The sequence below is a fragment of the Streptosporangium sp. NPDC001681 genome (assembly GCF_040298085.1).
Taxonomy (GTDB): Bacteria; Actinomycetota; Actinomycetes; order Streptosporangiales; family Streptosporangiaceae; genus Streptosporangium.
The window spans coordinates 14,319-38,164 of sequence record NZ_JBEOZN010000063.1 but is presented as its reverse complement, the minus strand read 5'-3'; the positions used below and the strand labels follow the sequence as shown (position 1 = coordinate 38,164).

General features: G+C 71.8%; 18 protein-coding genes. 8 read left to right on the top strand and 10 right to left on the bottom strand.

What is annotated here, in order from left to right; translation table 11 throughout:
* Window positions 1-24 precede the first annotated feature (24 nt).
* Complete coding sequence (locus tag ABT130_RS26525) at window positions 25-2,118, bottom strand: SpoIIE family protein phosphatase (RefSeq protein WP_350925825.1); 2,094 nt, start codon at window positions 2,116-2,118, stop codon at window positions 25-27.
* 599 nt (window positions 2,119-2,717) lie between these two features.
* Between ABT130_RS26525 and ABT130_RS26520 the strand changes: the two genes are divergently transcribed.
* From ABT130_RS26520 to ABT130_RS26500, 5 genes are all read left to right on the top strand, one after another.
* On the top strand, window positions 2,718-2,906 hold the full coding sequence (locus ABT130_RS26520; RefSeq protein WP_502991538.1) for a hypothetical protein: 189 nt from the start codon (window positions 2,718-2,720) through the stop codon (window positions 2,904-2,906).
* 207 nt (window positions 2,907-3,113) lie between these two features.
* Window positions 3,114-4,625, top strand: coding sequence for a hypothetical protein (locus ABT130_RS26515; protein WP_350925829.1), 1,512 nt, complete (start codon window positions 3,114-3,116; stop codon window positions 4,623-4,625).
* 7 nt (window positions 4,626-4,632) lie between these two features.
* Complete coding sequence (locus ABT130_RS26510; protein WP_350959647.1) at window positions 4,633-5,388, top strand: LamB/YcsF family protein; 756 nt, start codon at window positions 4,633-4,635, stop codon at window positions 5,386-5,388.
* A gap of 10 nt (window positions 5,389-5,398) precedes the next feature.
* Window positions 5,399-6,022: a 5-oxoprolinase subunit B family protein gene (locus ABT130_RS26505; protein WP_350959645.1), complete on the top strand. Its 624-nt coding sequence runs from the start codon at window positions 5,399-5,401 to the stop codon at window positions 6,020-6,022.
* On the top strand, window positions 6,019-6,906 hold the full coding sequence (locus ABT130_RS26500; RefSeq protein ID WP_350959642.1) for a 5-oxoprolinase subunit C family protein: 888 nt from the start codon (window positions 6,019-6,021) through the stop codon (window positions 6,904-6,906). Before ABT130_RS26505 ends, ABT130_RS26500 begins: the two co-directional genes overlap by 4 nt.
* A gap of 79 nt (window positions 6,907-6,985) precedes the next feature.
* Here the strand turns inward: ABT130_RS26500 and ABT130_RS26495 are convergent, their stop codons facing one another.
* From ABT130_RS26495 to ABT130_RS26465, 7 genes are all read right to left on the bottom strand, one after another.
* Complete coding sequence (locus ABT130_RS26495) at window positions 6,986-8,074, bottom strand: winged helix DNA-binding domain-containing protein (protein WP_350959640.1); 1,089 nt, start codon at window positions 8,072-8,074, stop codon at window positions 6,986-6,988.
* Window positions 8,075-8,208: 134 nt separating this feature from the next.
* Entirely contained in the window at window positions 8,209-9,915 is a 1,707-nt protein-coding gene (locus tag ABT130_RS26490; protein WP_350959637.1) for an ABC transporter family substrate-binding protein, read from the bottom strand.
* A 52-nt stretch (window positions 9,916-9,967) separates the two neighbouring features.
* The gene (locus ABT130_RS26485; RefSeq protein ID WP_350959634.1) at window positions 9,968-12,178 is read right to left on the bottom strand and encodes a dipeptide ABC transporter ATP-binding protein; all 2,211 of its coding nucleotides are present in this window, start codon (window positions 12,176-12,178) and stop codon (window positions 9,968-9,970) included.
* 4 nt (window positions 12,179-12,182) lie between these two features.
* Window positions 12,183-13,091 (bottom strand): ABC transporter permease, encoded by a 909-nt coding sequence (locus ABT130_RS26480; RefSeq protein WP_350959632.1) that lies wholly within the window; start codon window positions 13,089-13,091, stop codon window positions 12,183-12,185.
* Window positions 13,092-13,098: 7 nt separating this feature from the next.
* Window positions 13,099-14,082 carry an ABC transporter permease gene (locus ABT130_RS26475; protein WP_350925845.1) on the bottom strand — a complete coding sequence of 328 codons (984 nt, stop codon included), beginning with the start codon at window positions 14,080-14,082 and terminating at the stop codon, window positions 13,099-13,101.
* Window positions 14,083-14,205: 123 nt separating this feature from the next.
* Window positions 14,206-16,569 (bottom strand): AAA family ATPase, encoded by a 2,364-nt coding sequence (locus ABT130_RS26470; RefSeq protein ID WP_350959629.1) that lies wholly within the window; start codon window positions 16,567-16,569, stop codon window positions 14,206-14,208.
* Between the two features lie 332 nt (window positions 16,570-16,901).
* Window positions 16,902-18,767 (bottom strand): tetratricopeptide repeat protein, encoded by a 1,866-nt coding sequence (locus ABT130_RS26465; protein ID WP_350959626.1) that lies wholly within the window; start codon window positions 18,765-18,767, stop codon window positions 16,902-16,904.
* A 262-nt stretch (window positions 18,768-19,029) separates the two neighbouring features.
* Between ABT130_RS26465 and ABT130_RS26460 the strand changes: the two genes are divergently transcribed.
* Window positions 19,030-20,586, top strand: coding sequence for an MFS transporter (locus ABT130_RS26460; protein WP_350959624.1), 1,557 nt, complete (start codon window positions 19,030-19,032; stop codon window positions 20,584-20,586).
* A 79-nt stretch (window positions 20,587-20,665) separates the two neighbouring features.
* On the top strand, window positions 20,666-21,388 hold the full coding sequence (locus tag ABT130_RS26455) for a DoxX family protein (protein ID WP_350959622.1): 723 nt from the start codon (window positions 20,666-20,668) through the stop codon (window positions 21,386-21,388).
* A 113-nt stretch (window positions 21,389-21,501) separates the two neighbouring features.
* Here the strand turns inward: ABT130_RS26455 and ABT130_RS26450 are convergent, their stop codons facing one another.
* Entirely contained in the window at window positions 21,502-22,212 is a 711-nt protein-coding gene (locus tag ABT130_RS26450) for a VOC family protein (RefSeq protein WP_350959620.1), read from the bottom strand.
* A 105-nt stretch (window positions 22,213-22,317) separates the two neighbouring features.
* Between ABT130_RS26450 and ABT130_RS26445 the strand changes: the two genes are divergently transcribed.
* Window positions 22,318-22,455, top strand: a complete 138-nt coding sequence (locus tag ABT130_RS26445) for a hypothetical protein (protein ID WP_350959617.1) — start codon at window positions 22,318-22,320, stop codon at window positions 22,453-22,455.
* Between the two features lie 90 nt (window positions 22,456-22,545).
* Here the strand turns inward: ABT130_RS26445 and sthA are convergent, their stop codons facing one another.
* Window positions 22,546-23,727 carry a Si-specific NAD(P)(+) transhydrogenase gene (sthA, locus tag ABT130_RS26440; RefSeq protein WP_350959615.1) on the bottom strand — a complete coding sequence of 394 codons (1,182 nt, stop codon included), beginning with the start codon at window positions 23,725-23,727 and terminating at the stop codon, window positions 22,546-22,548.
* Window positions 23,728-23,846: the final 119 nt, after the last annotated feature.

The following is a 23,846-nucleotide window of genomic DNA, read 5'->3' as shown; positions in this document are numbered from 1 at the left end:
AAGCAACCGTTATGACTGTTTCATTCAGTCACTCTTCGTGGCGGCGGGAACGTGAATCGCGAGCACCGTGACGTCGTCATCCTGCTCATACCCAGACAACATCCGGTCGACAAGGAAATCTAGCAACATGTGGGGGCTTCCGACCACTTCGGCTGGCGCTTCGGTCACAACAGAGCAAAGATCAGCGAGTCCGGCATCAAGACCACGCTTCCGGTTCTCCACCAGACCATCCGAATACAGGACGGCGGTGTGGCCCGGCGGGACACAGAACCTGAACTGCCTGCGACTCGTGGGCCAGCCCAGCGGGGTGCCCGGCTCGCCGTCACACAGTATCGGCACGCCCTCAGGGGAGACCAGCAGGGGCGGCGGGTGACCGGCCAGCGCCAGCGTGCCCTCTCCGGTCCCGGGCTCGACGACCATGTAGGCGAGGGTCGTGACCTGCTCCTCCTCCTCGGTCGCCTCGAAGACCCGGTCGAGGCCGGTGAGGACCGCCGCGGGCGGCGGGTTGGTCAACGCCAGGGCCCGCATGGCGTTGCGGATGCGGCCCATCCCCGCCGCGGCCTTGACGCCCTTGCCCATGACGTCGCCGACCACCGCCGCGACCCGGCCGTCCTGGAGCACGAACGCGTCGTACCAGTCACCGCCGACCTGCACATGGCGGCTTCCCGAGCGGAACCGCTGGGCCAGGACCAGCCCCCTGACCACCGGCAGGCGATCGGGCAGCAGGCTGCGCTGGAGCGTCTCGGCGGTGCGGTGCTCGCGCTCGAACAGGGTGGCCCGCTCCACGGCGAGGGCGCACTGCCCGGCGAGCGCCTCCAGGAACACCCCGTCCTCCTGGGAGATCTTCTGCGGGCGGGTGAAGGAGAATCTCAGTGCCCCGAGCGCGCGACCCGCGGCCAGCAGCGGCAGGCCCACCCAGGCCCGCTCGTCACTGTGGGCGATGAAACCGGTGATGCTGTCGTCGTCGCCGCCCGCGTCGACCAGTTGGGACCGCAGGCTGTCCGGCGACTCGGCGAAGACCGGGCGCCGGCTGTTGACCGCCATGGTCATCACGCTGGAGTGCGACAGCGGGATCTCCTCGCCGGGCGCGCCCGGAACGTCGGGGATGCCACCGCTGTTGACCAGCTTCAGCGCGGCCCGGTCGACGTCGAGCAGCGCCACCGCCGACCGGTCGGCGGCCAGCGCAGTACGACCCACGTCGATGATGACCTGGACCACCTGCTCGACGGTGAGCGCCTCGGCGAGCAGCGCCGTGGCGCCCTGCAGGCGCGCGGTCCGCAGGGCCGCGGCGCCGAGCTGATCGGTCAGGCGGCCCCGCATCTCCTCGGCCTCGCGCTGCGGGGTGACATCGGTGTTGGCCCCCACCCATTCGACGACCCGGTTGTGCCGGATGATCGGGACGGCGCGCACCTCGAAGTGCCGATAGCCGCTGGCCCGGGTGCGGACCCGGTAGCTCCACTCGAACATGATCCGGCCGCGCAGCGCCTCACGCCAGGCCTCCTCGGTGTGCGGGCGGTCGTCCGGGTGGACGGCCTCCAGCCAGCCGTGGGTCAGGTACTCCTCCAGCCCCTGGCCGGTGATGGCCCGCCACTGCGGCGCGTCCTCCTCCACGACGCCGTTGGGCGCGGTGATCCAGACCAGCTGGGACTGGGCCTCGACCAGCGAGCGGTATCGCTCCTCGCTGCGCCTGAGATCCTCCTCGACCTGCCTGCTGTCGGTGATGTCGACGCCGACCAGGCAGATCGCACGCAATGCGCCCTTGTCGTCGTGGATCGGGGAGAAGGTCAGCGACCAGTGGTGGGTCTCACCACCGGCGGTGCGCACCCGGATCCGCTGGTCGCCGTCGACCGAGGCCCCCGCGACCATGCTCCGCACCGAGCCCTCGATCAGGGCGGTCAGGTCGGCGGAGAGCAACTCACCGGGGGCCCGGCCGACCAGACGCTCGGCGGGCAGGCCGACCACGTTGGCGAAGACCTCGTCGACACGCTCGAAGCGACCTCCGGGGTCGAAGAACGCGAAGGCGAACGGCGACTGTGACAGCAGGCCCTGCAGCAGGCCGGAGTCTGAGATGTCCACACCCGACTCCCGGGGACGGGGCACGGAGGTTTCGGCGCTCATGGTCGGCACCTCCGTCGCGTGCCAGGGTCTCCCACGAGGCACATCTCCAAACTTGCGAATTGGCGTAGCGCGGCTCCGGGGGACCGGATCCTGGAGTACATCATCGGCGATGGGCAGGCGCGGACGGAAGCCCCGCCCAAGATGCGGTCAGCACACCCCGGGAACGCCACCGCTCCGATGACCGGGATCCCCGGGCCGACACGCCGGGGCTCCCGTACGGGCGGCGACCAGTCGGCGTTGCGCCTTCGAACGTTTGCGGCCAGGACCCTAGCAGGATCGCGCCGGACCGTCCCGGCAACTGCCCACCTCATCTCCGTCGGGCTTGCAGGCGAGATCAGGCTACTGACTCGCCGTCAATTCGGCTCCCTCTTCGGGAACACTCGCTTACTCCACTGTTGCAGGATTCAGTCAAGATACGGGGTCAGCTTCCCATATCAGGGCGCCGAGGGTTGACACTCCCGAGATAAGTTGTGGAATGAGAACGCACGTCCCCGCCGACATATCCGGGGGATGCTCCCGGGAAACTCCGGAGGAATGCGACATCCATGCCCGTTCTCGCCACCCGCTCCACCGGGCCTTCAACGACTTATCACGAGCCGGTGACATCTCACCTGGCCGCCGAGTTCCTGACCGTTCCCGTCGAGACCGTCGGCAGGTGCGTGACCGAGGTCTGTGCCTGCGCGGAGCACCTCGGCATCGAGGCGACGCCCGAGGTCGTCGAGCGCGTCGCCCGCGAGCATCTACTCGCCCTTGTCAACTCCGCGCCGCCGCCCCGCGGTCCCCGGTAGCATCGGGGAACCCGGCCGTCTCTACGCACCGTTTGGACCGGGAATGCGAGAAGGTTGGGACGTGAGCGAGCGAGGCGAGCGGGCCGATCCGCACGGCGACGGCCGCGCTGAGCTCACGCGGCCGACGGGGGAGGCTGAGACTGCTTGAGCCGGCGACACCGTCGAGACCCCAGAGAGAGCCAGTCCCCTGAGGCGGTCTTCTCCGAGATGTTGCTCGCCGCTCGCGAGCTGCTGGCCGTACGCAGCCCGCTGGACGCCGAGCTCATGGTCTCCGACATGGTCGGAGCCTGGTGGGGGCGCCGGCTGAAACGCGGGGACGCCGAACAGGTCCTCGGCGAGGGCCTGGTCGACTACGCGGCCAAGGCCGGCTCGCCCGCCGCGCTCACCCTGCTGATCGCGCTGGCCTACCTCGGCACGGCCCGCCAGGCCGCCAAGGCGGAGGGCGCCGCGCTGGCGCTCATGGAGCGCGGTGTGGCCAGGCCCCGCTGGGCCGACCGGCTGGGTGCGGTCAAGACGACCGGCTGCTTCGTCTCCCGCGACGCCTACGGCGATCAGGACACGGTGGTGTGCACCTTCGGCTACCGGGGCGCCGACAGCGGCGAGGACCGGCACGCGCTGGTCGTGATCGTCGACTACAACATGCGCGGCATCGCCCGTGACGCCTGGGTCTCATCGCACGTCGACAAGCTGCTGGAACAGGCCAGGGCCGAGGCCGAGGACAACCCGATGCTCAGGTTCGGCCAGATCGAGCCGCAGCAGGCCAGGGCGCTGCTCGAATCGGCGATGAAGGCCACCGCGGAGTACGGCCACCGCAGGACGGCCGCGCCAGTCAGCGACAGCTACAGCGCCTACCACGCCTTCGCCAGGTCCCGGATCAAGGCGCTGCCGCCCGGCCGGAAGCGGCCGGCCCCGCTGCACAGCGAGGCCCCCTACAGCCGCGACCGCCGGGCGATGCTGGCCGCCGAGTTCCTCTCCTCGGACGCGGCCGAGCACCTGTCCGACCCCTCCGCGGCCTCCCGATGCGCCGATCACATCATCGACTACGGCTGCGACCAGGATTTCGGCCGTCCACTCCGGGTCAGCCCGACCAAGTGCGAGACCTTCCTGCTCGACTGGCTGCCGCGCAAGGTGATGCTCAGCACCGCCGAGCAGGAGGCGGTGCCGCACGTGCTGGGCGCCTGGGCGCGTTTCGCCGCGGGCCGGACCGGGCTGCCGGACGAGGGGCTGCGAGCCACGCTCGACGCGGTCTGGGAGGCGACGGGCAAGTTCGCCGAGTCCTACCGCGATCCGACGACCTTCGGGCTCGACCGCGACCTGCTCGACCGGCTGCTGCCGGACGGCGACCTGTCGGCACTGGCCAGGCGGGTGTTCGCGTTCCCTTTCCTGCAGGGCACGCACGGCGAGATCCAGCTCGGCCTGCTCAACCCCGCGGACGACGCCGACCGGCGGATCCTGCTGGGCATCGACCACGCGGGCGAGCTCACCCGGCCCGACCACGACGAGCATCTCGCCTGGCACGAGGAGATCGCCGCCCGGCTGTGGGAGGGCGATCCGCCACAGCTCTGGGAGGCCGCGCAGCGGCTGCTGGACCTGGGCCACGACCGGCACGACGTGCTGCACGTGCTGATCGAGATCGCCGAGCGCATCGGCGACGACCCCGAGGAGCTGGCCATCGCCCTCGACGACATCGCGGACATTCCCGATGAGCCTCCGGTGTAGGTGAGTCATGATGATCGATCTCAACGCCGATCTGGGCGAGGGCTTCGGGATCTGGCGGCTGGGCGAGGACGCGGCCCTGCTCGAACTGGTGACCAGCGCCAACATCGCCTGCGGGTTCCACGCGGGCGATCCGCTGACCATTCGCCGCACGTGCGCGGCGGCGATCGACCGGGGAGTCGCGATCGGCGCCCAGGTGTCCTACCGGGACCTGGCCGGGTTCGGCCGCCGTGAGATGGACGTCGAGCCGGAGGAACTCTGCGCCGAGGTGCTCTACCAGCTGGGGGCGGTGGACGGCATCGCCAGGGCGATGGGCGGCCGGGTCTCCTACGTCAAGCCGCACGGCGCGCTGTACAACCGGATCTGCCGCGACCCCGAGCAGGCCGGGGCCGTCGTGGCGGCGGTGGCCGACTACGACCGGGACCTGCCGCTGTTGACCCTGCCCGGCTCCGCCGTCCACGAGATCGCCGCCGGGGAGGGGGTCACCACGGTCGTCGAGGCCTTCGCCGACCGCGCCTACACCGGTGCCGGAACGCTGCTCTCCCGCCGCTCCCCCGGCGCCGTGCTGCACGACCCCGGTACGGTCGCCGCCCGTATGGTGCGGATGGTGACCGAGGGAGTGGTCGAGGCGGTGGACGGCTCGCTGGTCCCCGTCGAGGCGCGCTCGATCTGCGTCCACGGCGACACCCCCGGCGCGGTGCTGGTGGCCCGGGCCGTCCGCGACGGCCTGGTGGACGCCGGGGTGACGCTGAGGTCCTTCACTTGAGGGGCCGGCGGTGATCCGGCGGGCCGGGGAGCGGTCGCTGCTGGTGGAGACCGGCTCGCTGGAGATCTCCCACCGGCTGGACGCCCTGCTGCGGGCCGATCGGCCGGCCGGGGTGGTGGAGATCGTGCCCGGCCCCACCACGGTCCTCGTCAGCGCGCCGGGGGCCGACCTGACGCGCCTGCGGGACCGGCTCCTTCACCTGCTGGAGACGGGGGCCACGATCGGCGCGGGTACCGCCGCGCCGGCGCCGGCCGTGACCATCCCGGTCGTGTACGACGGCGCGGACCTCGACGAGGTGGCCGCGCTGAGCGGCCTCTCCCCCGGGGAGGTGGTCGAGCGGCACACCGGGCGGGAGCTGGTGGTGGGCTGGCTGGGCTTCGCCCCCGGGTTCGCCTACCTCACGGGGCTGGATCCCGCGCTGCGCGTGCCACGGCTGGACACCCCGCGAACCTCGGTGCCCGCCGGATCCGTGGCGGTCGCCGGCCCCTACTCGGCGGTCTACCCCTCGGCCTCCCCCGGCGGGTGGCGGCTGCTCGGTCGCTCCACGACGGCGGTCTGGGACGTGACCGCCGACCCGCCCACCCTGCTCACGCCGGGGACGCGGGTGCGTTTCCTGGCGGTCGGCGGGCCATGATCGAGGTGATCGCGCCGGGGCCGTACGCCACGGTGCAGGATCTTGGCCGGCCCGGGTACGCCCATCTCGGGGTGCCCCGCTCGGGTGCCGCGGACGAGCCGAGCCTGCGGCTGGCCAACCGCCTGGTCGGCAACCCGGAGGGCGCCGCGGGGATCGAGCTGACCTTCGGCGGCGCCCGGCTGCGCTTCACCACCGGGACCTGGGTCGCCGTCACCGGGGCCGACTGCCCGCTGGAGCTCCTGCGAGCGCGCGGGACTGCCGACGACGCGGCTCCCGGCGTGCCGGCCCTACAGGGGATGTGCGCGCCTTTCTGGGTGCCCGCGGGCGGCGAGCTGCGCACCGGGACGCCGGAAACCGGCCTGCGCACCTACATCGCCGTCCGTGGTGGCCTCGACACGCCCGTCACGATGGGGAGCCGGTCGGCCGACTCGCTGTCCGGGCTCGGCCCCGCCCCGCTCCGCGCCGGAACGGTCCTGCCCATGGGGCCGACGGACGGCCTGCCGCCGATCACCGTGGACGCGGCGCCCTCGCCGGAGCTTGGAGCCGGCGTCCTGCTTGTCCTGCCGGGTCCCCGGGAGGACTGGTTCGTCCCCGGAGCCCTGGCCACCCTGTGCGCGGAGCCGTACGAGGTCGGCCAGGACAGCAACCGGGTGGGCGTGCGAATGCGCGGCGCCCGCCTGGAACGGGCCCGGGACGAGGAGCTGCCCAGCGAGGGCATGGTGGCCGGGGCCGTCCAGGTGCCGCCCGGCGGCCAGCCGATCGTGTTCCTCGCCGACCACCCGCCGACCGGCGGCTACCCGGTCATCGCCGTGCTGACCTCGGCGAGCCTCGCCAGGGCCGCCCAGCTCCGCCCCGGCGACCGGGTACGCTTCCGCCGCGGCTGAACCGCTCCTCAACGGAGCCGGCGGGAGGGCACTTCGGGCACGGGAGCCCCGGTCGTGACGGCTTTCGAAGCCGGAGCCGTCAGCGCAGCAGCTCGGACACCCGCTCGGTCTCGGCTGCGAGGGCCGCGGCGGGCACCTCCTCCAGGAGGTCGACGACGATCTTCTTGTCCTTGGCCTCCCAGATCCCGGCCACCCGGCCCTCGTGGATCACGACGGGGGAGATCCAGCCGGCGGCCCGGCTGACCCTCGCCTTCGCCTTGGCGGGCAGGAGGGGCTCCAGGTCACGAGGGGCGGCGAGGATGTACTGGTCGAAGCCTGGCAGGAGGTGGACCCCGGTGGCGGGCCGGGTGCCGGCCAGGTCGTCGAGGTGCTCGGCGAGCATGACCATCGGCCTGCCGCCGACCTCGATCTCGGCCAGTTCGGGGGTGAGGTCCCGGAACCAGCCGCGCAGCGTCGCCTTGCGGGCCGCCCCGCGGTAGAGCCAGCCGTCGAACGTCTCGGGGGTGCCCGGGCCGTGGGCACCGAGGAAGGAGCGGAGCAGGCGCACGCCGCCCTCCGCGGCCGAGGGGAGCTCCGCCGGCCAGCCGGGCACCCAGTCGCGGGGGCTGACGAAGGTCACCCTCCCCTCGCGTGGCGGGCCGTAGCAGAGCTCACCGAGGAAGCTCAGCGGCTTGAACAGGGCGCCCCAGCCGGAGGTGAGCGCCTCCTTCAGGTGGGCGTCGCCGGTGATCTCGATGACCCCGTCGACCAGTTCCTCGCGAGTGAGGGCGCGGCCGGCGAGCGCCTTGGGCACGGCGTCGAGGATGGCGGCGACCTCGGCGGCGGTGACCCCGTGGCCCCGCTGCCAGGAGCCCTTGTCCCAGTTGCGGAACGAGCCGAGGACGGCGGCGTAGGAGGCCAGCTCGTCGGCGGGGACGAGGTGCAGGGTGCCGCGTGCCGTCCAGGTCTTGACCAGGCTGCGGTCTCGCCACAGGGCATCGTCGATCTCATCGGGTCTCGGCCGCGCGCTCCGCACGGCCACCGCCAGGCCGGCGGAGGAGGCCACCTGCGCCTGCACCCCGGTGAGCCTGCGCACGACGGAGACCGTGTCCGGCCCGTCTGCCGGGTCCACGAACTGCCGCTTCAACCGCCACGCGAGCACCTGGGGCCAGGTAACCGAGATAACCATGGCCCACTTCTACACTCCGCTCCCGACAGAAGGCGCGCCCGTCCCGCTGCCGGGTGCCTCCCGGGCTCCTCGGGTATTCGGCCGCCTGAGGGCCGCGAGACGCCCCGCCCGACCGGGCCACCCGCACGGCCGCGTCATCGGGTGAAACCGATGTCCTGGTACCTCAGGTCGTAGAAGCCGCGGGCGCCGAAGTTGGCGACCGTGCTCTTGACCGCGACGTTCTGCGGTCGCTGGTAGAGCGTCACCACGTTGACCGCCTGCCAGATGAGCTTGTCGGCGGCGTTGGTGTCGGCGATGGCCCGGCCGGGGGCGAGGGCGGCGGTCGCCTTGTTCATGGCGGCGTCGATCTGCGGGGAGCCGATGCGGCCGAGGTTGGCGTTCCACTGTCCGGTGTCGTCCGGGCGCCTGGTGGCGTCGGCGTACTGACCGTAGGCGCTGGAGACGGGAAACGGCGTGCCCATGTATGCGAAGGCGGTGATGTCGTAATTGCCGGGAATTATGTATTTGGTGAAGTAGTCATCGGTGGGTACCGACTGGAGAGTGACCCCGACACCGATCTGGGCGAGCATGTCCTGGACGAGTTCGGCCTCGGACTTGGTGAGCTGCAGGCTGGACGGCAGGACGAAGCGCAGGTTCAGCTCCCTGCCGTCCTTCCTTCTGATCCGCCCCTCCAGCTTCCAGCCTGCGGCGTCCAGCTCCCGCCCGGCTTGAACGGGGTTGTAAGTACCTATCTCACCGGCGTTGTCCTGGTAGCCCTCCTGGGTGTTCATGAAGAAGTGGTTGTTCAGCAGGACGATCGGCCAGTCGAGGCCCTGGAGGTCGGACTGGGCGACGGCCTGGCGGTTGATGCCCATCGCCACGGCCCTGCGTACCCTCCGGTCGGACAGCAGGGCGCTCTCGCCGTTCATCGTGATGTGCCGGAAGTCGGGCCCGGCCGCCTGTCGCACGATCGCGCCCGGGGTGGCCTTGACGCGCGCGTAGTCGGGCGCGGACGGACCGATGTCGAAGGTGTCGAGCTCACCGTTGCTGAAGGCCCCGACCAGTGCGTCGCTCTCCAGGGAGCGGTAGATGATCTGGTCCAGCTTGGCCCGCTCTCCCCACCAGCGGTCGTCCCTGGCGATGGTGACGGTCTTGGCGGTCGGATCGAACGAGACGAACCTGAACGGGCCGGCGGTCACCGGGACGCGGTTCAGCCAGGCGTTGTTGAACGCCTCGGAGGTGGCGTTGGTGCTTCGGGGGTACAGCGGCGCGAACAGCGACTGCCAGTCGCCGAAGGGTTTGGCGAAGGTCACCACGACCTGGTGGTCGTCCTTGCCCCTGGTCACCTTCTCGATGTCCTGGTAGCCGGTGGTGCTCGCCACCCGGTAGTCGCCGTTGCGGCCGTTCATCGCCTGCCACTGGGCCCGGTAGTCCTCCCAGGTGATCGGAGTGCCGTCGGACCACCTGGCACGCGGGTCGAGGGTCAGGGTGACGACCTGCCTGGGGCCGTCCGAGGTGACCCTGCCCGCCGACAGGTAGTCGGTGTTCGGGGAGATCTGCCCCTTGGCGTCGGAGCGGAACGGCGAGGGCATGAGGGCGTCCATGACCTTCTTGACCGTCGCCAGGTTGCCGTCGACATGGTTGAGGTTCCAGTTGGCCGGATACTCGCTGAGCCCCCAGCGGAGCACCCCTCCGTCCACGACCCGGTCGCGGGCGACGGGGTTGACGTCGTAGGCCTTGATCGCCGAGATGGACCCGCTCCCCGTCCCGCCCCCGCCACCGCAGCCGGTCAGAACCGGCGAGACCGCCAGGACCACGGCCAGCGCGGTGGCGAGCGCGCCCACGCGCCGGATCGATGTCACTGTTTTCCTCCCGGAGGATACGACTGGGCGAACAGAAGGGCACTCGGCTGGATCATCCGGCGCCGAACCTCTCGGCGAAGTGGCACGAGACTCCGTGGTCGTCTCCGAGCCGGCGCACCTGGGGTTCCTCCTCCACACAACGCCTTCTGACGGTCTCGTCGAGGGACCTGAACAGGGGACAGCGGGTGCGGAAGCGGCAGCCGGAGGGAGGATCGGCCGGGCTGGGCAGGTCTCCCTCCAGCAGGATCCGCCTTCTGGAGCGTTCCATGACCGGGTCCGGCAGCGGGACGGCCGACAGCAGTGCCCGCGTGTAGGGATGCATCGGAGTGTCGTACACCCGGCCGGCCTGCCCGATCTCGGCGATCCTGCCGAGGTACATGACCGCGACCCGGTCTGCGATGTGCCGGACCACGGCCAGATCGTGCGCCACGAGCAGGTACGACAGGCCCAGGCGGGTCCTCAGCTCCGCCAGCAGGTTGAGCACCCCGGCCTGGATGGACACGTCGAGTGCCGAGACCGGCTCGTCCAGCACGACCAGCCGGGGTTCCAGGGCGAGAGCGCGGGCGATGCCGATGCGCTGACGCTGCCCCCCGGAGAAGTCCTGCGGATAGCGGGCGGCGTGACCGGCCTCCAGGCCGACCATGCCGAGCAGCTCGCGGACCCTCGGCCCCACCTCGCGGCTGCCGTGCGTGCGCAGCGGCTCGGCGAGAATGTCGTAGACGGTCATCCTCGGGTCGAGCGAGGCCAGCGGGTCCTGAAAGACGACCTGCATGTCGCGCCGGACGGCCATCCGGTCACGGGTGCTCATCTGTGCGGTGTCGCGGCCCAGCACCGTGATCCCGCCGCTCTGCGGTGCGATCAGTTCGAGGATCTCCATCAGGGTGGTCGTCTTGCCGCAGCCCGACTCCCCGACCAGGCCGAGCGTCTCGCCCTCGCGGATGTCGAAGCTGACACCGTCCACCGCGCGGACCGTGCCGACCCGCCGCCGCAGGAGCCTCCCCTTCACCAGGGGATAGTGCTTGACCAGGCCCTCGACCGCCAGGACCACCTCACGCCCGCCACGCGGCCGTGGCCGCTCCCCGGCGACGGAACCGGCAGCGGGGCCGACGGCGGGACCGGGGCCGGTCGCCTCCCCCGCGATGGCGCGCACACCGTAGATCTGGGCGGGTGACCACCCCTCCGCCTCGATCTCACCGGAGCGTATGCACGCCGCGAGGTGGCCGGGCGAGCCCACCCGTACCGGCTCGGGCTCGGACTCGGCGCACGCCGGGACGGCGATCGGGCAGCGCGGCTCGAACGGGCAGCCCGGCGGCAGCGCCGCCGGTGACGGCGGGCTGCCCTCGATGGGCACCAGCGGCTGCTCCCGGCCCCGGTCAAGGCGCGGGATCGAACCGAGCAGGCCCATGGTGTACGGCATGCGGGTGCGGTAGTAGACCTCGTCCACCGAGCCGACCTCGACGGGGCGCCCGGCGTACATGACGAGAACCCGGTCGGCGAACCCGGCCACCACCCCCAAATCATGGGTGATGATGACGATCGCCGCGCCCGTCTCCCGCTGCGCCGTCTTCAGCACCTCCAGCACCTGAGCCTGGACGGTCACGTCGAGCGCGGTGGTCGGTTCGTCGCAGAGGATCACGTCGGGGTCGTTGGCGATCGCCATCGCGATCACCGCGCGCTGGCGCATGCCGCCGGAGAACTCGTGCGGGAACGCCCTGGCGCGCTGCGCCGCGTTGGGGATGCCGACCAGGTCGAGCAGTTCGACGGCGCGCCTGGCGGCCTGCGCGGCGCCGATCCGCCGGTGGACGCGGACCGCCTCGGCGATCTGGTCGCCGACCCGGTAGACGGGGGTGAGCGCGGAGAGCGGGTCCTGGAAGACCATCGAGATGGTCTTGCCGCGGAACGCGGTGAGTGTCCTCTCCGGGGCGCCCAGGATCTCCTGTCCGTGCAGCCGCACCGACCCGGTGACGTGGGCGTGTGGCGGGAGCAGGCCCATCACGGCCAGCGAGGTGACCGACTTGCCGGAGCCGGACTCACCGACGATCCCGAGCACCTCGCCCGGACGGATCGCGTAACCCATTCCCCTGACCGCGCGGACCGCGCCGGGGCCCAGGCCGAAGGTGACGTCGAGGTCGCGCACCTCGAGCACGGGGTCGGCGGGCACGAGGTCGGTTCCGGCCCTCACCGGCAGGGGGCCGGCCCCGGCGCCCTGCCCGCCGGTCCGGCCGCTCCGGGATCTCGCGTCCGCGGTTCGCTCGCCTGTCATCCGCTCACCCACCTCTGCGGGCCGTGGGGTCGAAGGCGTCGCGCAGGGAGTCGCCGACCAGGTTCACCGCGAGCACGGTGACGATCAACAGGCCCGCGCAGAACCAGAACGTCCAGGGGGCGTAGAGCGCCGTCTGGGCGCCGTCCGCGATGAGGCTGCCCAGCGAGACGTCCGGCGGCTGGATGCCGAAGCCGAAGTAGGAGAGGGACGTCTCGGTGAGGATCGCGGCGCTGACGTTCAGCGTGGCGTCGACGACCAGCAGCGAGGACATGTTGGGAATGATGTGCCGGAAGATGATCCTTGTCGGCGGCACGCCCATGAACCTGGCCGCCTGGATGAACTCCCGTTCCCTGAGCGAGATGGTCATGCTCCGGACGATCTTCGAGGTCACCATCCAGAGGAAGAGCGCCAGCACCAGCACGAACATCGGCCACTGTCCCCCGGCGAAGAGCGGGGACATGATCGCCAGGATCAGGAAGGCGGGAAGCACGAGCAGCAGGTCGGTCACCCAGGTCAGTGAACGGTCGGTCCAGCTTCCGAAGTATCCGGCGAAGGCACCCACCACGGCCGCGAGCGCGGTGCCGACCACCGCGGCGAGCAGGCCGACGACCAGGGACCTGCGCATGCCGCGCAGTGTGACCGCGTACACGTCGGCGCCGGTCTGCAGGGTCCCCCACCAGTGCTCGGTCGACGGCGGCGCGAGAAAGGCGGTGAAGTCCTTGGCGGTGTAGGTCCAGCGGGTGAGGTAGGGGCCGGCGAAGGCCAGCAGGAAGATCAGCAGGAGGAGCACGGAGCCGGTCCGGCCCCGGCCCGAGCGCAGGAGGCGGCCCATGACCACCCGCAGCCGTGAGGGCGCCTTGATCCTGTCCACGGACGCCCGCTGCTCGGTGAGCTCCTCCTCGGCGATGGTCATCTCCGGCTCACCCCACTCGGACGCGCGGGTCGAGGAGGGCGTGGAGCACGTCGGAGGCCAACGCGGCCAGCAGCACCGCCAGCGCGGCGAAGCAGCTGATCGCGGCGACGGTGTTGATGTCGTTGGTGGAGATCGAGTCGACCAGCTGCTCTCCCACGCCGTGCCAGCCGAAGATCTTCTCGGTGAAGGTGGTGCCGACCAGCAGCGCCCCGAAGGTGAAGGCGAAGTAGGTGACCGCCGGGATCAGCGCGGTACGCAGCGCGTGCCGGGTCAGCGCGGCGCGGCGGCTCAGCCCCTTGGCCATGGCCGTGCGGATGAAGTCGGCGCCGAGCACATCGAGCATCATGTTGCGCTGGTAGCGGCTGTAGACGGCGGCCAGGCCGAGCGAGAGCGACAGCGTGGGCAGCAGCAGATGCTGGATCCGGTCGATCCCGGCGGCGACGAACCCGCCCTGGAGCCCGGGGGTCGCCTCTCCGCTGACGAGGAGGATCTGGGCGCCGACGGCCTCGTTGAACCGGACCGCGGCGATGATCAGGATGTTGGCCAGCACCACCGTGGGGACCGCGAGGACGACGAAGGAGAGACCTGTCGAGAGCCGGTCGAAGGCGCCGTACTGCTTGACCGCGGCGTAGGCGCCGACGAGCACGCCGGTGACACTGCCGACGACCAGCCCGACCGTGATCAGGCGCAGGGTGACGCCGATCCGGCGCCCGAGGTCGTCGCCGACCGAGCCGCCGGCCACCGTCCTGCCGAAGTCGCCGCGCGCCAGGGCACCCGCCCAGGTCAGGTAGCGCTCGAAGAGCGGGGTGCGGTCGTTGAGGTTGAGGTCGGTGAGGCGGGCGTCGACGACCGCGGGGGGGATCGGCGGGTTGCGGCCCTCGTAGTTGGATCGCGGGTCGAGCGCGGAGGCGGCCAGCATGTAGGCGAGGCTGGTGGCCACGACGATCAGCACCAGATAGTTGAGCAGCCTGCGGGCAAGGAATCCCGCCATCTTTCCTCCTCCGGAGCCCCACCGCTGTCAGTGACCATCTTGCTACACTCAGCGACCGATGGGCTGCATAGCGTACCGAATCGGAGGGATCTCAGTGGACGATGGCGCCGGTCGGACCCGGAATCACTTTCCGGAGAGTTCGTCCACGGCGGCGCGCAGGTCAACGCTGGTGATGGTGGTCAGGTCGGCGGCGGTGGCGGTGGCACCGCCCAGGGCGGCCAGACGGACGTCCCTGCGCATCGCCGCGCGCTCGAAGAGCGAGCGCGCGAACCTGCCGTTGCCCAGGCCGTCGATCAGGCCCTCGTCGCAGACCCAGGCGAAGACCTCGGCCAGGTCACGCCGGGCGGCGTCGTCGAACCTGTCACCCGAGGAGTCGGCGAGCAGCACCGCGATCTCGGTGAGCTCCTCGGCGGAGTACGAGGGAAACCGCACCCGCTGGCTGAACCTGCTGCCCAGGCCGGGATTGGACGACAGGAAGGTGTTCATCTCCCGCTCGTATCCGGCCAGGATGACCACCAGCCGGTCGCGGTCGTCCTCGGCCCGCTTGAGCAGCGTCTGCACGGCCTCGGTGCCGAAGGCGTCGCCCCCGTTGTAGCCGGAGTTGACCAGGCCGTAGGCCTCGTCGACGAAGAGCACCCCGCCGAGCGCCCGGTCGACCAGCTCGTTCGTCTTGATCGCGGTGGCGCCGAGGTGCTGGCCGACCAGGTCGGCCCGCTGGGCCTCCACCACGTCGGGCTGGGCGAGCAGGCCGAGCGCGGCGAAGATACGGCCCAGGATGCGGGCCACCGTGGTCTTTCCGGTGCCCGGCGGCCCGGCGAAGACGAAGTGCCGCATCTGCGACGGGGTCGGCAGCCCCCGCTCCTGACGCATCTTGGCCACTCTGAGCTGCGCGGCGATCGCGTGCACCTGCCGTTTGACCGGTTCGAGACCCGCCATGCGGTCGAGGTCGGCCAGCGCCTCCTCAAGGGAGGGCGTGGCCTGGTAGCCCCGGTAGCGGGCGGTGAGCTCGTCGAAGGCCTTGACGACATCCTCCAGGGCCGTGGTGACCAGGTCCTCAGTGGTGGGCGCGCCACCCGCCCCCACCACGCGCACGTCCCTGGCCTGCGCGGCGGCCTCCACGAGGCTGCGGACGAACCGGGCGTTGCCCAGGTCGTCGACCATCGAGCGCCGGTGGATGTCCTCGAATCGGGCGAGCAGCGCGGGCGCGGCCTCCGGTGACATCCGGTCTCCCCGGCGCCTCTGCAGCAACTCGGTGATCTGGAGCAGCTCATCGGGGGCGTAGCTGGGGAAGCGGACCCGGCTTGCGAACCGGCTGGACAGGCCGGGGTTGGACGACAGGAAGGCGGCCATCTCCTTCTCGTATCCGGCCAGGATGACGACCAGCCGGTCGCGGTCGTCCTCGGCCCGCTTGAGCAGCGTCTGCACGGCCTCCGCGCCGAACCTGTCCGGCTGGCCGTCACCGGAGTTGATCAGGCTGTACGCCTCGTCGATGAAGAGCACCCCGCCGAGCGCCCGGTCGACCAGCTCGTTCGTCTTGATCGCGGTGGCGCCGAGAAACTCCCCCACCAGGTCGGCCCGCTGGGCCTCGACCACGTAGGGGGTCTCCAGCAGGCCGAAGGCGTAGAAGATCTTCGCGACGGTCCTGGCCACGCTGGTCTTGCCGGTGCCCGGGGGGCCGACGAACACGAAGTGCCGCATCGGTGGCTCGGTGGAGTATCCGGCCTCCCTGCGCAGCCTGGCCGCCTCGATCGAGGCGGCGATCGAGCGCACCTGCTCCTTCACCGGGGCCAGGCCGATCATGGCGTCCAGCTCTCCGAGCGCCTCCTCCACCGAGATGGGCGGCGGCGCCTCCCGCTCGCCGGTCACGGCGGCGGGTGCGGGGGCACCGCCCCCGCGGACCCTGAGCCCGGCCTGGCTCCGCTCCCCCACCGCCGACGCCGCCCGCACCCGGCGGGCCTGGAGGAAGCGCTGGACGAGCACCCCGGCCGCCACCGCGTACGCGGCCCAGATGGCGGTGACCGGCGCGATCCCGGGGATGACCACGCCGAGCAGGACGGCCACCAGTCCGGCGGGCACCAGTGCCATGGCCGTGCTCACCCACGGGGTGACCCAGCGGATGAGGTGGGCCGCGCCGGCCACCAGGGCGGCGAGGATCATCAGCGCGGTCGGGATCGGCGAGTTCCAGCCGGACGCGCCCTGGAAGATCATCAGCGCCGACAGCCAGGCGAGCACCACGAGCAGGGTGGCCGCGGCGCGGGGAAAGCTCAGGGTCAGCGCCGCGAAGCCGAGCAGCGTCAGCGTGACGAAGAATGTGTTGAGCACCGACCAGCCGAGGCCGAACGCCAACCCGACCGCTCCGACCAGCACCGCGACGTAGATCAGCCTGCGCAGAGGCGGCGAGAGCCGGAAGTAGCCCAGCCGCACCCGCTCGAACAGATCCCGTGCGGCCGCGCGCCCCGCCGGCTGGGCCCTGCTGGATTCCCGCATCACGCCTCCCCGGTCCGCCCCCGGTTATACCGCACCGGGGGGACGTTTGCGCGTGCCTGGGCGTCGCGCCACGCCGCCGCGCGGGCACGATCAGATACGTGGACGAGAACGGATGAAATCCACGTTCGAGGTAGCGAGCTGCGACCGGTGCCGCACCGGTGGCCACACCCTTCCCTGTGCCGCCTCCGCGCCCCGCGCGCGGCGGTTCGCGCCCGTGTTCCCGCCGGGTGGGAGCCCCCGGTCCCCGCGCCCGTCCTTCCCCGGGAACCGGCCAGGTGACGGGCATGGGAATGTCACCGCCGGGCAAGGCGGTCCGCGCTCCCGACGACCGCTCAGCCTCGGCGGGCACGGCCCTGGTGCCGGCCGGGATACTCGCCGACCACGACCTGCTTGGGGGTGATCCTCAGCAGGCCGGCCTCGGTGTCGCCGATCGCGATGCCGCGCACCTCGGCCCAGAAGCTGCGGCCCCGCGGGTCCGCGACGAAGACCGCCACCCTGGGGTCGCGCTCGGCGGCCTCCCACGCGTCGGAGGCGGCGATCAGGCGTAACTCGCCGCTCGGGCCGACCGAACCGACCGCGCCGACGGCCAGCGCGCGCGGGCCGCTGGGGTCGGCGTAGGCGAGCATCACCCCCCGCGCGTGGGTGAAGGCCGCGCGCACCTCCCCGCTGAGCCCCACCGGCGGGGAGGCATCGCCGGGCAGGCGGCCGCCGCAGCCGTCGCACATGACCAGTGAGGCGCGCCAGGGACCCGGCGCACCCCGCCACCACGCCCGCACCGACCTCGTGGCGAACACCGCCGACGAGACGGCCGGCAGCACGGTCCCGGCCCGCCAGGCCCACTCGCCCGCCTGGGCGAGCCCGAACGTGGTGACCGCCGCCGCCATGCCGAGCAGGAGCGCCGCCGCAGCGGACAGGGCCAGCGCCGCCGCCAGCCCGCGGTCCGCTGCCAGCACCCTGCCGAGGCCCAGGGCGGGACCGGCCCCGCGGTACGCCCAGCCGAGCACGAGCGGCACGGCGAGCGCGGCGAGCGCCCAACGCCGTTCGTCCAGGACCGCCGCCGCCAGCACGGCCGCGGCCGGCACCGACCAGACCCGGCCCGCCACCAGCCAGAGGGTCACGTTGACGTCCCGCCTGGCCGTACGGTCGTCACCGGCCGCGGCGAACTCGGCCAGCGCCCTGACCGGCCGCCCGCGCCAGGCATCGACGAGCACGCGCAGGACGAGCAGTACGGCGCCGTTGAGGAGCACCAGCCCGGCGAGGCCCGCCCAGAGCACCCCCGTGGCGTCCGGCGGCGGTCCGGCCAGGAGCGGTGGGACCTCCGGTGGGAGGGTGGCGACGACCGCGACGTACGCGGCCACGACGACCAGGGTGATCAGGATCGACGTGCCGAGCCAGAGGTCGCGGGCGAGCATGCCGGGCACGTACGACCAGAGCCCGACCCGGTGCGCCTGCCTGAGGGTGATCACCAGGACGGCGAGCGGCACCAGCCCGCCACTGATCCTCGCCACGCCTGCCAGGCCGAACCCGAACTCCGCCGCGCAGACCGCGACGAGGGCGACGGCCAGCAGGATGCGGATCTGCCGCGACCACGTCTCCAGGGCGCGCCTGGCCCGGCCCGTCTCACGGGGGTCGACCGGCCAGGCGGGGTCGTGGTGGGCGCGTGGGCGCTCCCAGCGCAGCCAGGTCAGGCCGAGGTTGATCCTGGCGCCGGGATGGTCGGGCAGGCGGCGCAGCGCGTCGCGGTAGGCGGCCCGCGCGCGGGGGTACTCACCGCGCAGCAGCGCGAGGTCACCGGTGAGGACATGCGGGTCCGGCTCCTCCGGCGCGTAGCGGACGGCCCTGGCCGCCTGTGCCCGCGACTCGCGCCAGCGGCCCGGCACCCTGCGCAGTGCCGCCCCCAGGCGCATCCGCGCGGCCCAGGAGCCCGGCGCGAGGCGTACCGCCTCCTCGGCGGCGGCCACGGCCTCCGCGTCGCGGCCGAGCCGCTCGAACGCGAGGCTGGCGAGGCGGTATCCCCAGTCGGCTCCCGACTCGGATCGGGGGTCGAGGTCCAGCGCCCTGCGGGCGGCCTCCAGCGCGGCCTCGGGATGGTCACGGCCCAGCAGTGCGGCGGCCACGGCACACCACTGCCGGGGGTCGTCGGGATCTCGGGGCGGCGGCACCGGGGCCGAGTCGTGCCCGCCGGACCCGCTCACCACGGCGGCTCACGGGCCTCACACTGACTCCCCACGATCGCCATGCTCCGTGGGAGATCACCATTTGCCTAGATAACGGTATATGCCTGTATCTCTCTAGAGAGGTCACGCACAGTGTCACCGAAAACACGGATCGCCGATCGACCGCGAGAAACAAGGTACACATATCCATGTAAATCCATCATTGAATGCCACCCCGCGCACTGCCGCACTTCGCCTAGGCTGCGACGTATGTTCGTCCAGGCTGACAACTCCTGAGCGGCCCATGACCACCATCATGGCCAAAGCCAGGGGTGGGGACGGCGGCTCACCGGCACCCGGAGCCAGCCGGTGGTCGATCCTCGCCCTGCTCTGCTTCAGCCTGCTGCTGATCGCGGTGGACGCCACGGTGCTGCACATCGCGGTGCCCACGCTGACGGCGGCTCTGGAGCCGACCTCCGTGGAACTGCTGTGGATCATCGACGTCTACTCGCTGGTGGTCGCGCCGCTGCTGCTGACCTTTGGCACGCTCGGTGACCGCTACGGGCGCAAACGGCTGGTGCTGGCCGGATACGTGGTCTTCGGCGTCGCCTCGGCGGCGGCCGCGTTCGCCCCGACCCCGCTCGCGCTGATCTCGGCGCGGGCACTGCTCGGCGTCGGCGGTGCCATGATCATGCCCGCCACCCTCTCCATCATCCGGCAGGTCTTCACCGACCGGTACGAGCGGGCGATCGCGCTGGGCGTGTGGAGCGCGGTGGCGGCGGCCGGGGCCGCGGTCGGCCCGCTCATCGGCGGGCTGCTCGTCGAGAAGTTCTGGTGGGGCGCCGTCTTCCTGATCAACGTCCCCATCCTGATGGTCCTGCTGCCCGCCGCGGTCAGGCTTCTTCCCGAGATCCCGAGGCGCTCCGACCGGCCGTGGGACGCACTCAGCGCGCTGCTGTCGGTATTGGGCATCCTCGGTGTGGCCTTCGGCCTGAAGGAGGCGGGCGCCGGGCATCTCGGCGGGGTGGCGGTCCTGCTGTGCGGGGTCTGGCTGCTGACCTGGTTCGTCCGCAGGCAGCGGCGACTGGCCTTCCCCCTGCTCGACCTGGAGCTGTTCCGGCGACGGGCGTTCTGCGCCGGGGTGGGCGGCGTGCTGCTGACCGTCTTCGCCCTGGTCGGGCTGGAGCTCATGCTCGCCCAGTACCTCCAGCTGGTCCTCGGCGACAGCCCGCTCGGGGCGGCCGTACGGATGCTCCCGCTCATGATCGCCGCGATCGCGGGCGGCCTGGCCGGGGCTCGGCTGCTTCGGTGGTTCGGGCTGCGCGCCACGATGAGCGGCGGGCTGGCGCTGACCGCCCTGTCCCTCGCCCCCACCCTGGCCTGGGGCACCGAGGGGCATCCGGTGGCCCTGACGTTCTGCTTCGTCGGCATCGGCTTCGGTATCCAGGTCACCCTGCTGGCCGCCTCCGACACGATCATGTCGGCCGCGCCCGAGTCGCGCGCGGGCGGCGCCGCCGCGATCGAGGAGACCGCCTACGAGCTGGGTGCCGGTCTCGGGGTCGCGGTGCTCGGCACGATCACCACGGTCGTGTACGCCCCCTCGCTGGGCCCGGTCCCCGGCGTCGCTCCCGAGACGATGCACCAGGCCCGCCAGTCGCTCGCCTCCGCCGCGCACATGGCGCAGGAGATCGGCGGCGGCGTGGGAGACGCACTGCTCTCCGCGGCCCGCGTCGCGTTCGTCGCGGGCCTGCACACGACGATCGTGGTGAGCGTGCTGCTGCTCGGCTGCACCGCACTGGCCGTGATGCTCCTGGTACCCCACCGCCCCGAGGGAGACGGAGAGGGGAGTGACTCCTCGTGAGGGGTTTGACAGGCTCTCGCTCGGTCATCTATCGGTCAAGTCTGGGCAGGAACGGTGAATCTAACCAGAATGAGGAACCGTGCGACGAACCCTCCATGATCTTGCCTCCCTGGCCGCCAGACTGGGGGTGGGCGGGATCTTCTTCGCCAACGGCTGGCACAAGCTCGAAGCGGGCCTGACCGCCACCGCCGGGCAGTTCACCACCCTGGGTGCCCCCGCGCCAGGCGTGTGGGCCGCCACCACCATGCTGACGGAGCTCATCGGCGGCGCGCTGCTGGTGGCCGGGCTCGCCGTACCCGCATGCGGGCTGCTGCTGTTCGCCGAGGCCCTCGCCGTGTTCGTACTGGCCAGTGGCGAGACGGGCCTGCCGCTCACCGGGGGCGACGCCAAGCTGATCGTGGCGCTCGGGGCCGCCTCCATCCTGCTGGCGGTGGGCGGCGCGGGCCGCCTGTCGGTCGACCACATGGTGGTGATCAAGCGCCGTGAGGCCGAGGCCGCCGAGGACTTCGCCGCCGAGACCGAGGCCGACGACGTCATCGCCGCGCTGCGCGAGCCGGAGACCCCTCCGGCGCCCGCCCTGCCCGCCGCCGGGAAGAAGCCCGCCGGCACCGACAAGCCCGCTCCGGCCACCACCGAGAGCACCACCGACACCGCGGAGTTCCCCGCCGCCCCCCGTCCGCGCACGCGTACCCGCAAACCCTCCTCCGGTACCGCACCCGCCGCGCCCCCCGCGCCGCCCGCCCCCGGCAAGGCCGGCGACACCCTCGTGGCGGGCAAGAAGGACGAGCCTTCCGGAACCTGAGCGGACGAATCCCGGACGCCCGGTCCCGCTCGGCCACTGCCGGCCCTCGCACGACTCACCGCGGTCGCGCGGATGGTGCCTCGGCACCATCACGGCCTGACACCGGTCGGCCGTCAGTCCCTTCCCTGCCAGGTCGTCACGCACGCCTCGTTGCCCTCCACGTCCGCCAGCACCCAGAAGGAGGGCGCCGAGGCGTCGGACAGCAGGATCCCGCCCGAGGCGAGGGCGGCCTCGACCCGGTGGGACGCCTCGTCGTGGGGGACCGAGACGTCGAGATGGATCCGGTTGCGCTGCGCCCGGGGCGCGGTCATCCGCTGGAACCAGATCGCCGGACCCTGCCCGACGGGATCCACGAGCGCGCCCTCGCCGCCGGACGCTCCGGGCTCGTCGTCATAACCCATCACCGCCTTCCAGAACGGGCGGACGGCGGCGATGTCGATCGCGTCGATCGCGATCTCGAGGACCTGGACCGACCGCACCTCCCGGCCGCCCACGTCGGGGCCGGTGCTCAGCCCGAGCTCGCTCACGACCGCGGAGATCCGACCGGCGAGCTCGACCTCGACCGGCGTCACCGCACCGGTGATCGGTGAGCGCAGGGTCAGGACCACCCGGCCGGGGCGGACGTCCATCTCCAGGCTTCGCTCTCCGTCCGCGCCGGCCACGGCCACCGCGCGCGCGACGACCTCGACCGCCCGCGCGGGCGATGCCACGGTCACCGACGTGCGCACCACGTCCAGGACATAGCGCCACCCGAGATCGCCGACGGCGTCGGAGATCTCCCGTCGGCTCAGCCTCTCGTCACCATCCGGAACCTGCTGCGTCATACCGCCATGATCGCAGCGCCCCTCCCCCGCACGGGACCCCATCGGGGACGCGGATGTGCCGTCGAGGTCCCCGCAATCCGTCTTCGGTGCGTTACGCACCGAACGGTGCCTGACGAGCTCGCCGGATTCGTCCCGCAGAGGACGGATGCGCGTGTGATCGACCTCTGGGTCGGCGGCGCGGATGCCCAGGCGGTGCCGCCACCCCTGGAGTACGCCTTCGGCGGCCCCGAGACGGCCGGATGACCGCGTCCGGGTGAGCCACCGCGCAGAGCCGCTCCACCGGTGCGCGCCTGACCCGCTGCTACTTTCGCCCGGTGGTCCTCGAAAGGGGACTCAGAGCTCGAAGCGGGCCACCCGGCGGAGTTTGTTCATGGCGTCCAAGGCGGCGACCTTGTAGGACTCGGCCAGGGTGGGGTAGTTGAAGACGGCGTCGACCAGGTAGTCGATGGTGCCGCCGCAGCCCATGACCGCCTGGCCGATGTGGAGCAGTTCGGTGGCGCCGGTGCCGAAGACGTGCACGCCGAGCAGGGCGCGGGTCTCCGGGGAGACCAGGAGCTTGAGCATGCCGTAGGTGTCACCGATGATCTGGCCTCTGGCCAGCTCGCGGTAGCGGGAGATGCCGACCTCGAAGGGGACGTGGGAGGCGGTCAGCTCGTCCTCGGTGTGGCCGATGAAGCTGATCTCGGGGATGGTGTAGATGCCGATCGGCTGCAGGTGGTGGATACCGCGCAGCGGCTCCCCGCAGGCGTGGTGGGCGGCGATGCGGCCCTGCTCCATGGAGGTGGCGGCCAAGGACGGGAAGCCGATGACGTCGCCGACGGCGTAGATGTGCGGCACGGTGGTGCGGTAGTGCTCGTCGACCTGGATGCGGCCTCGGGCGTCGGCGGCCAGCTCCGCGTTCTCCAGGGCGAGCTCGTCGGTCATGCCATGGCGGCCGGCCGAGTACATCACCGTCTCGGCGGGGATCCTCTTGCCGCTCTCCAGCACGGTCAGCGCCCCCCGGGAGCGGCGCTCCACGGCGGCGACGGTCTCACCGAAACGGAAGGTCACCGCCAGGTCGCGCAGGTGGTACTTGAGCGCCTCGACGATCTCCAGGTCACAGAAGTCGAGCATCCGGTCACGGCGCTCCACCACCGTCACCTTGGTGCCCAGCGCGGCGAACATCGAGGCGTACTCGATGCCGATCACCCCGGCTCCGACGACCACCATGGAGTCGGGGATGTCCTGCAGCTTCAGGATGCCGTCCGAGTCGATGATGGCGTGGTCGTCGAACTCCACGGTGTCGGGGCGGGCCGGCCGGGTACCCGTGGCGATAATGATCTTGTCAGCGGTGACCTTGGTCTCGTGGCCGTGCTCGTCGACGACGCCGACCGTGTGCGGGTCGACGAAGTGACCCATCCCGCTGAGCACCGCCACGTGGTTGCGCGACAGCTGGCTGCGGATCACGTCGATCTCCCGGCCGATCACGTGCTGGGTGCGGATGCCCAGATCGGCCGCGGTGATCTCATCCTTCACCCGGTAGCTCTGGCCGCAGAACACTCCTAAAGGCAACAGGTTCGAGACACCAATCTGGAGCTCCAGGAACAGGCACACCCGCAGCCCAATCCACCCTCTACGCCGCTGAACTGGCAACT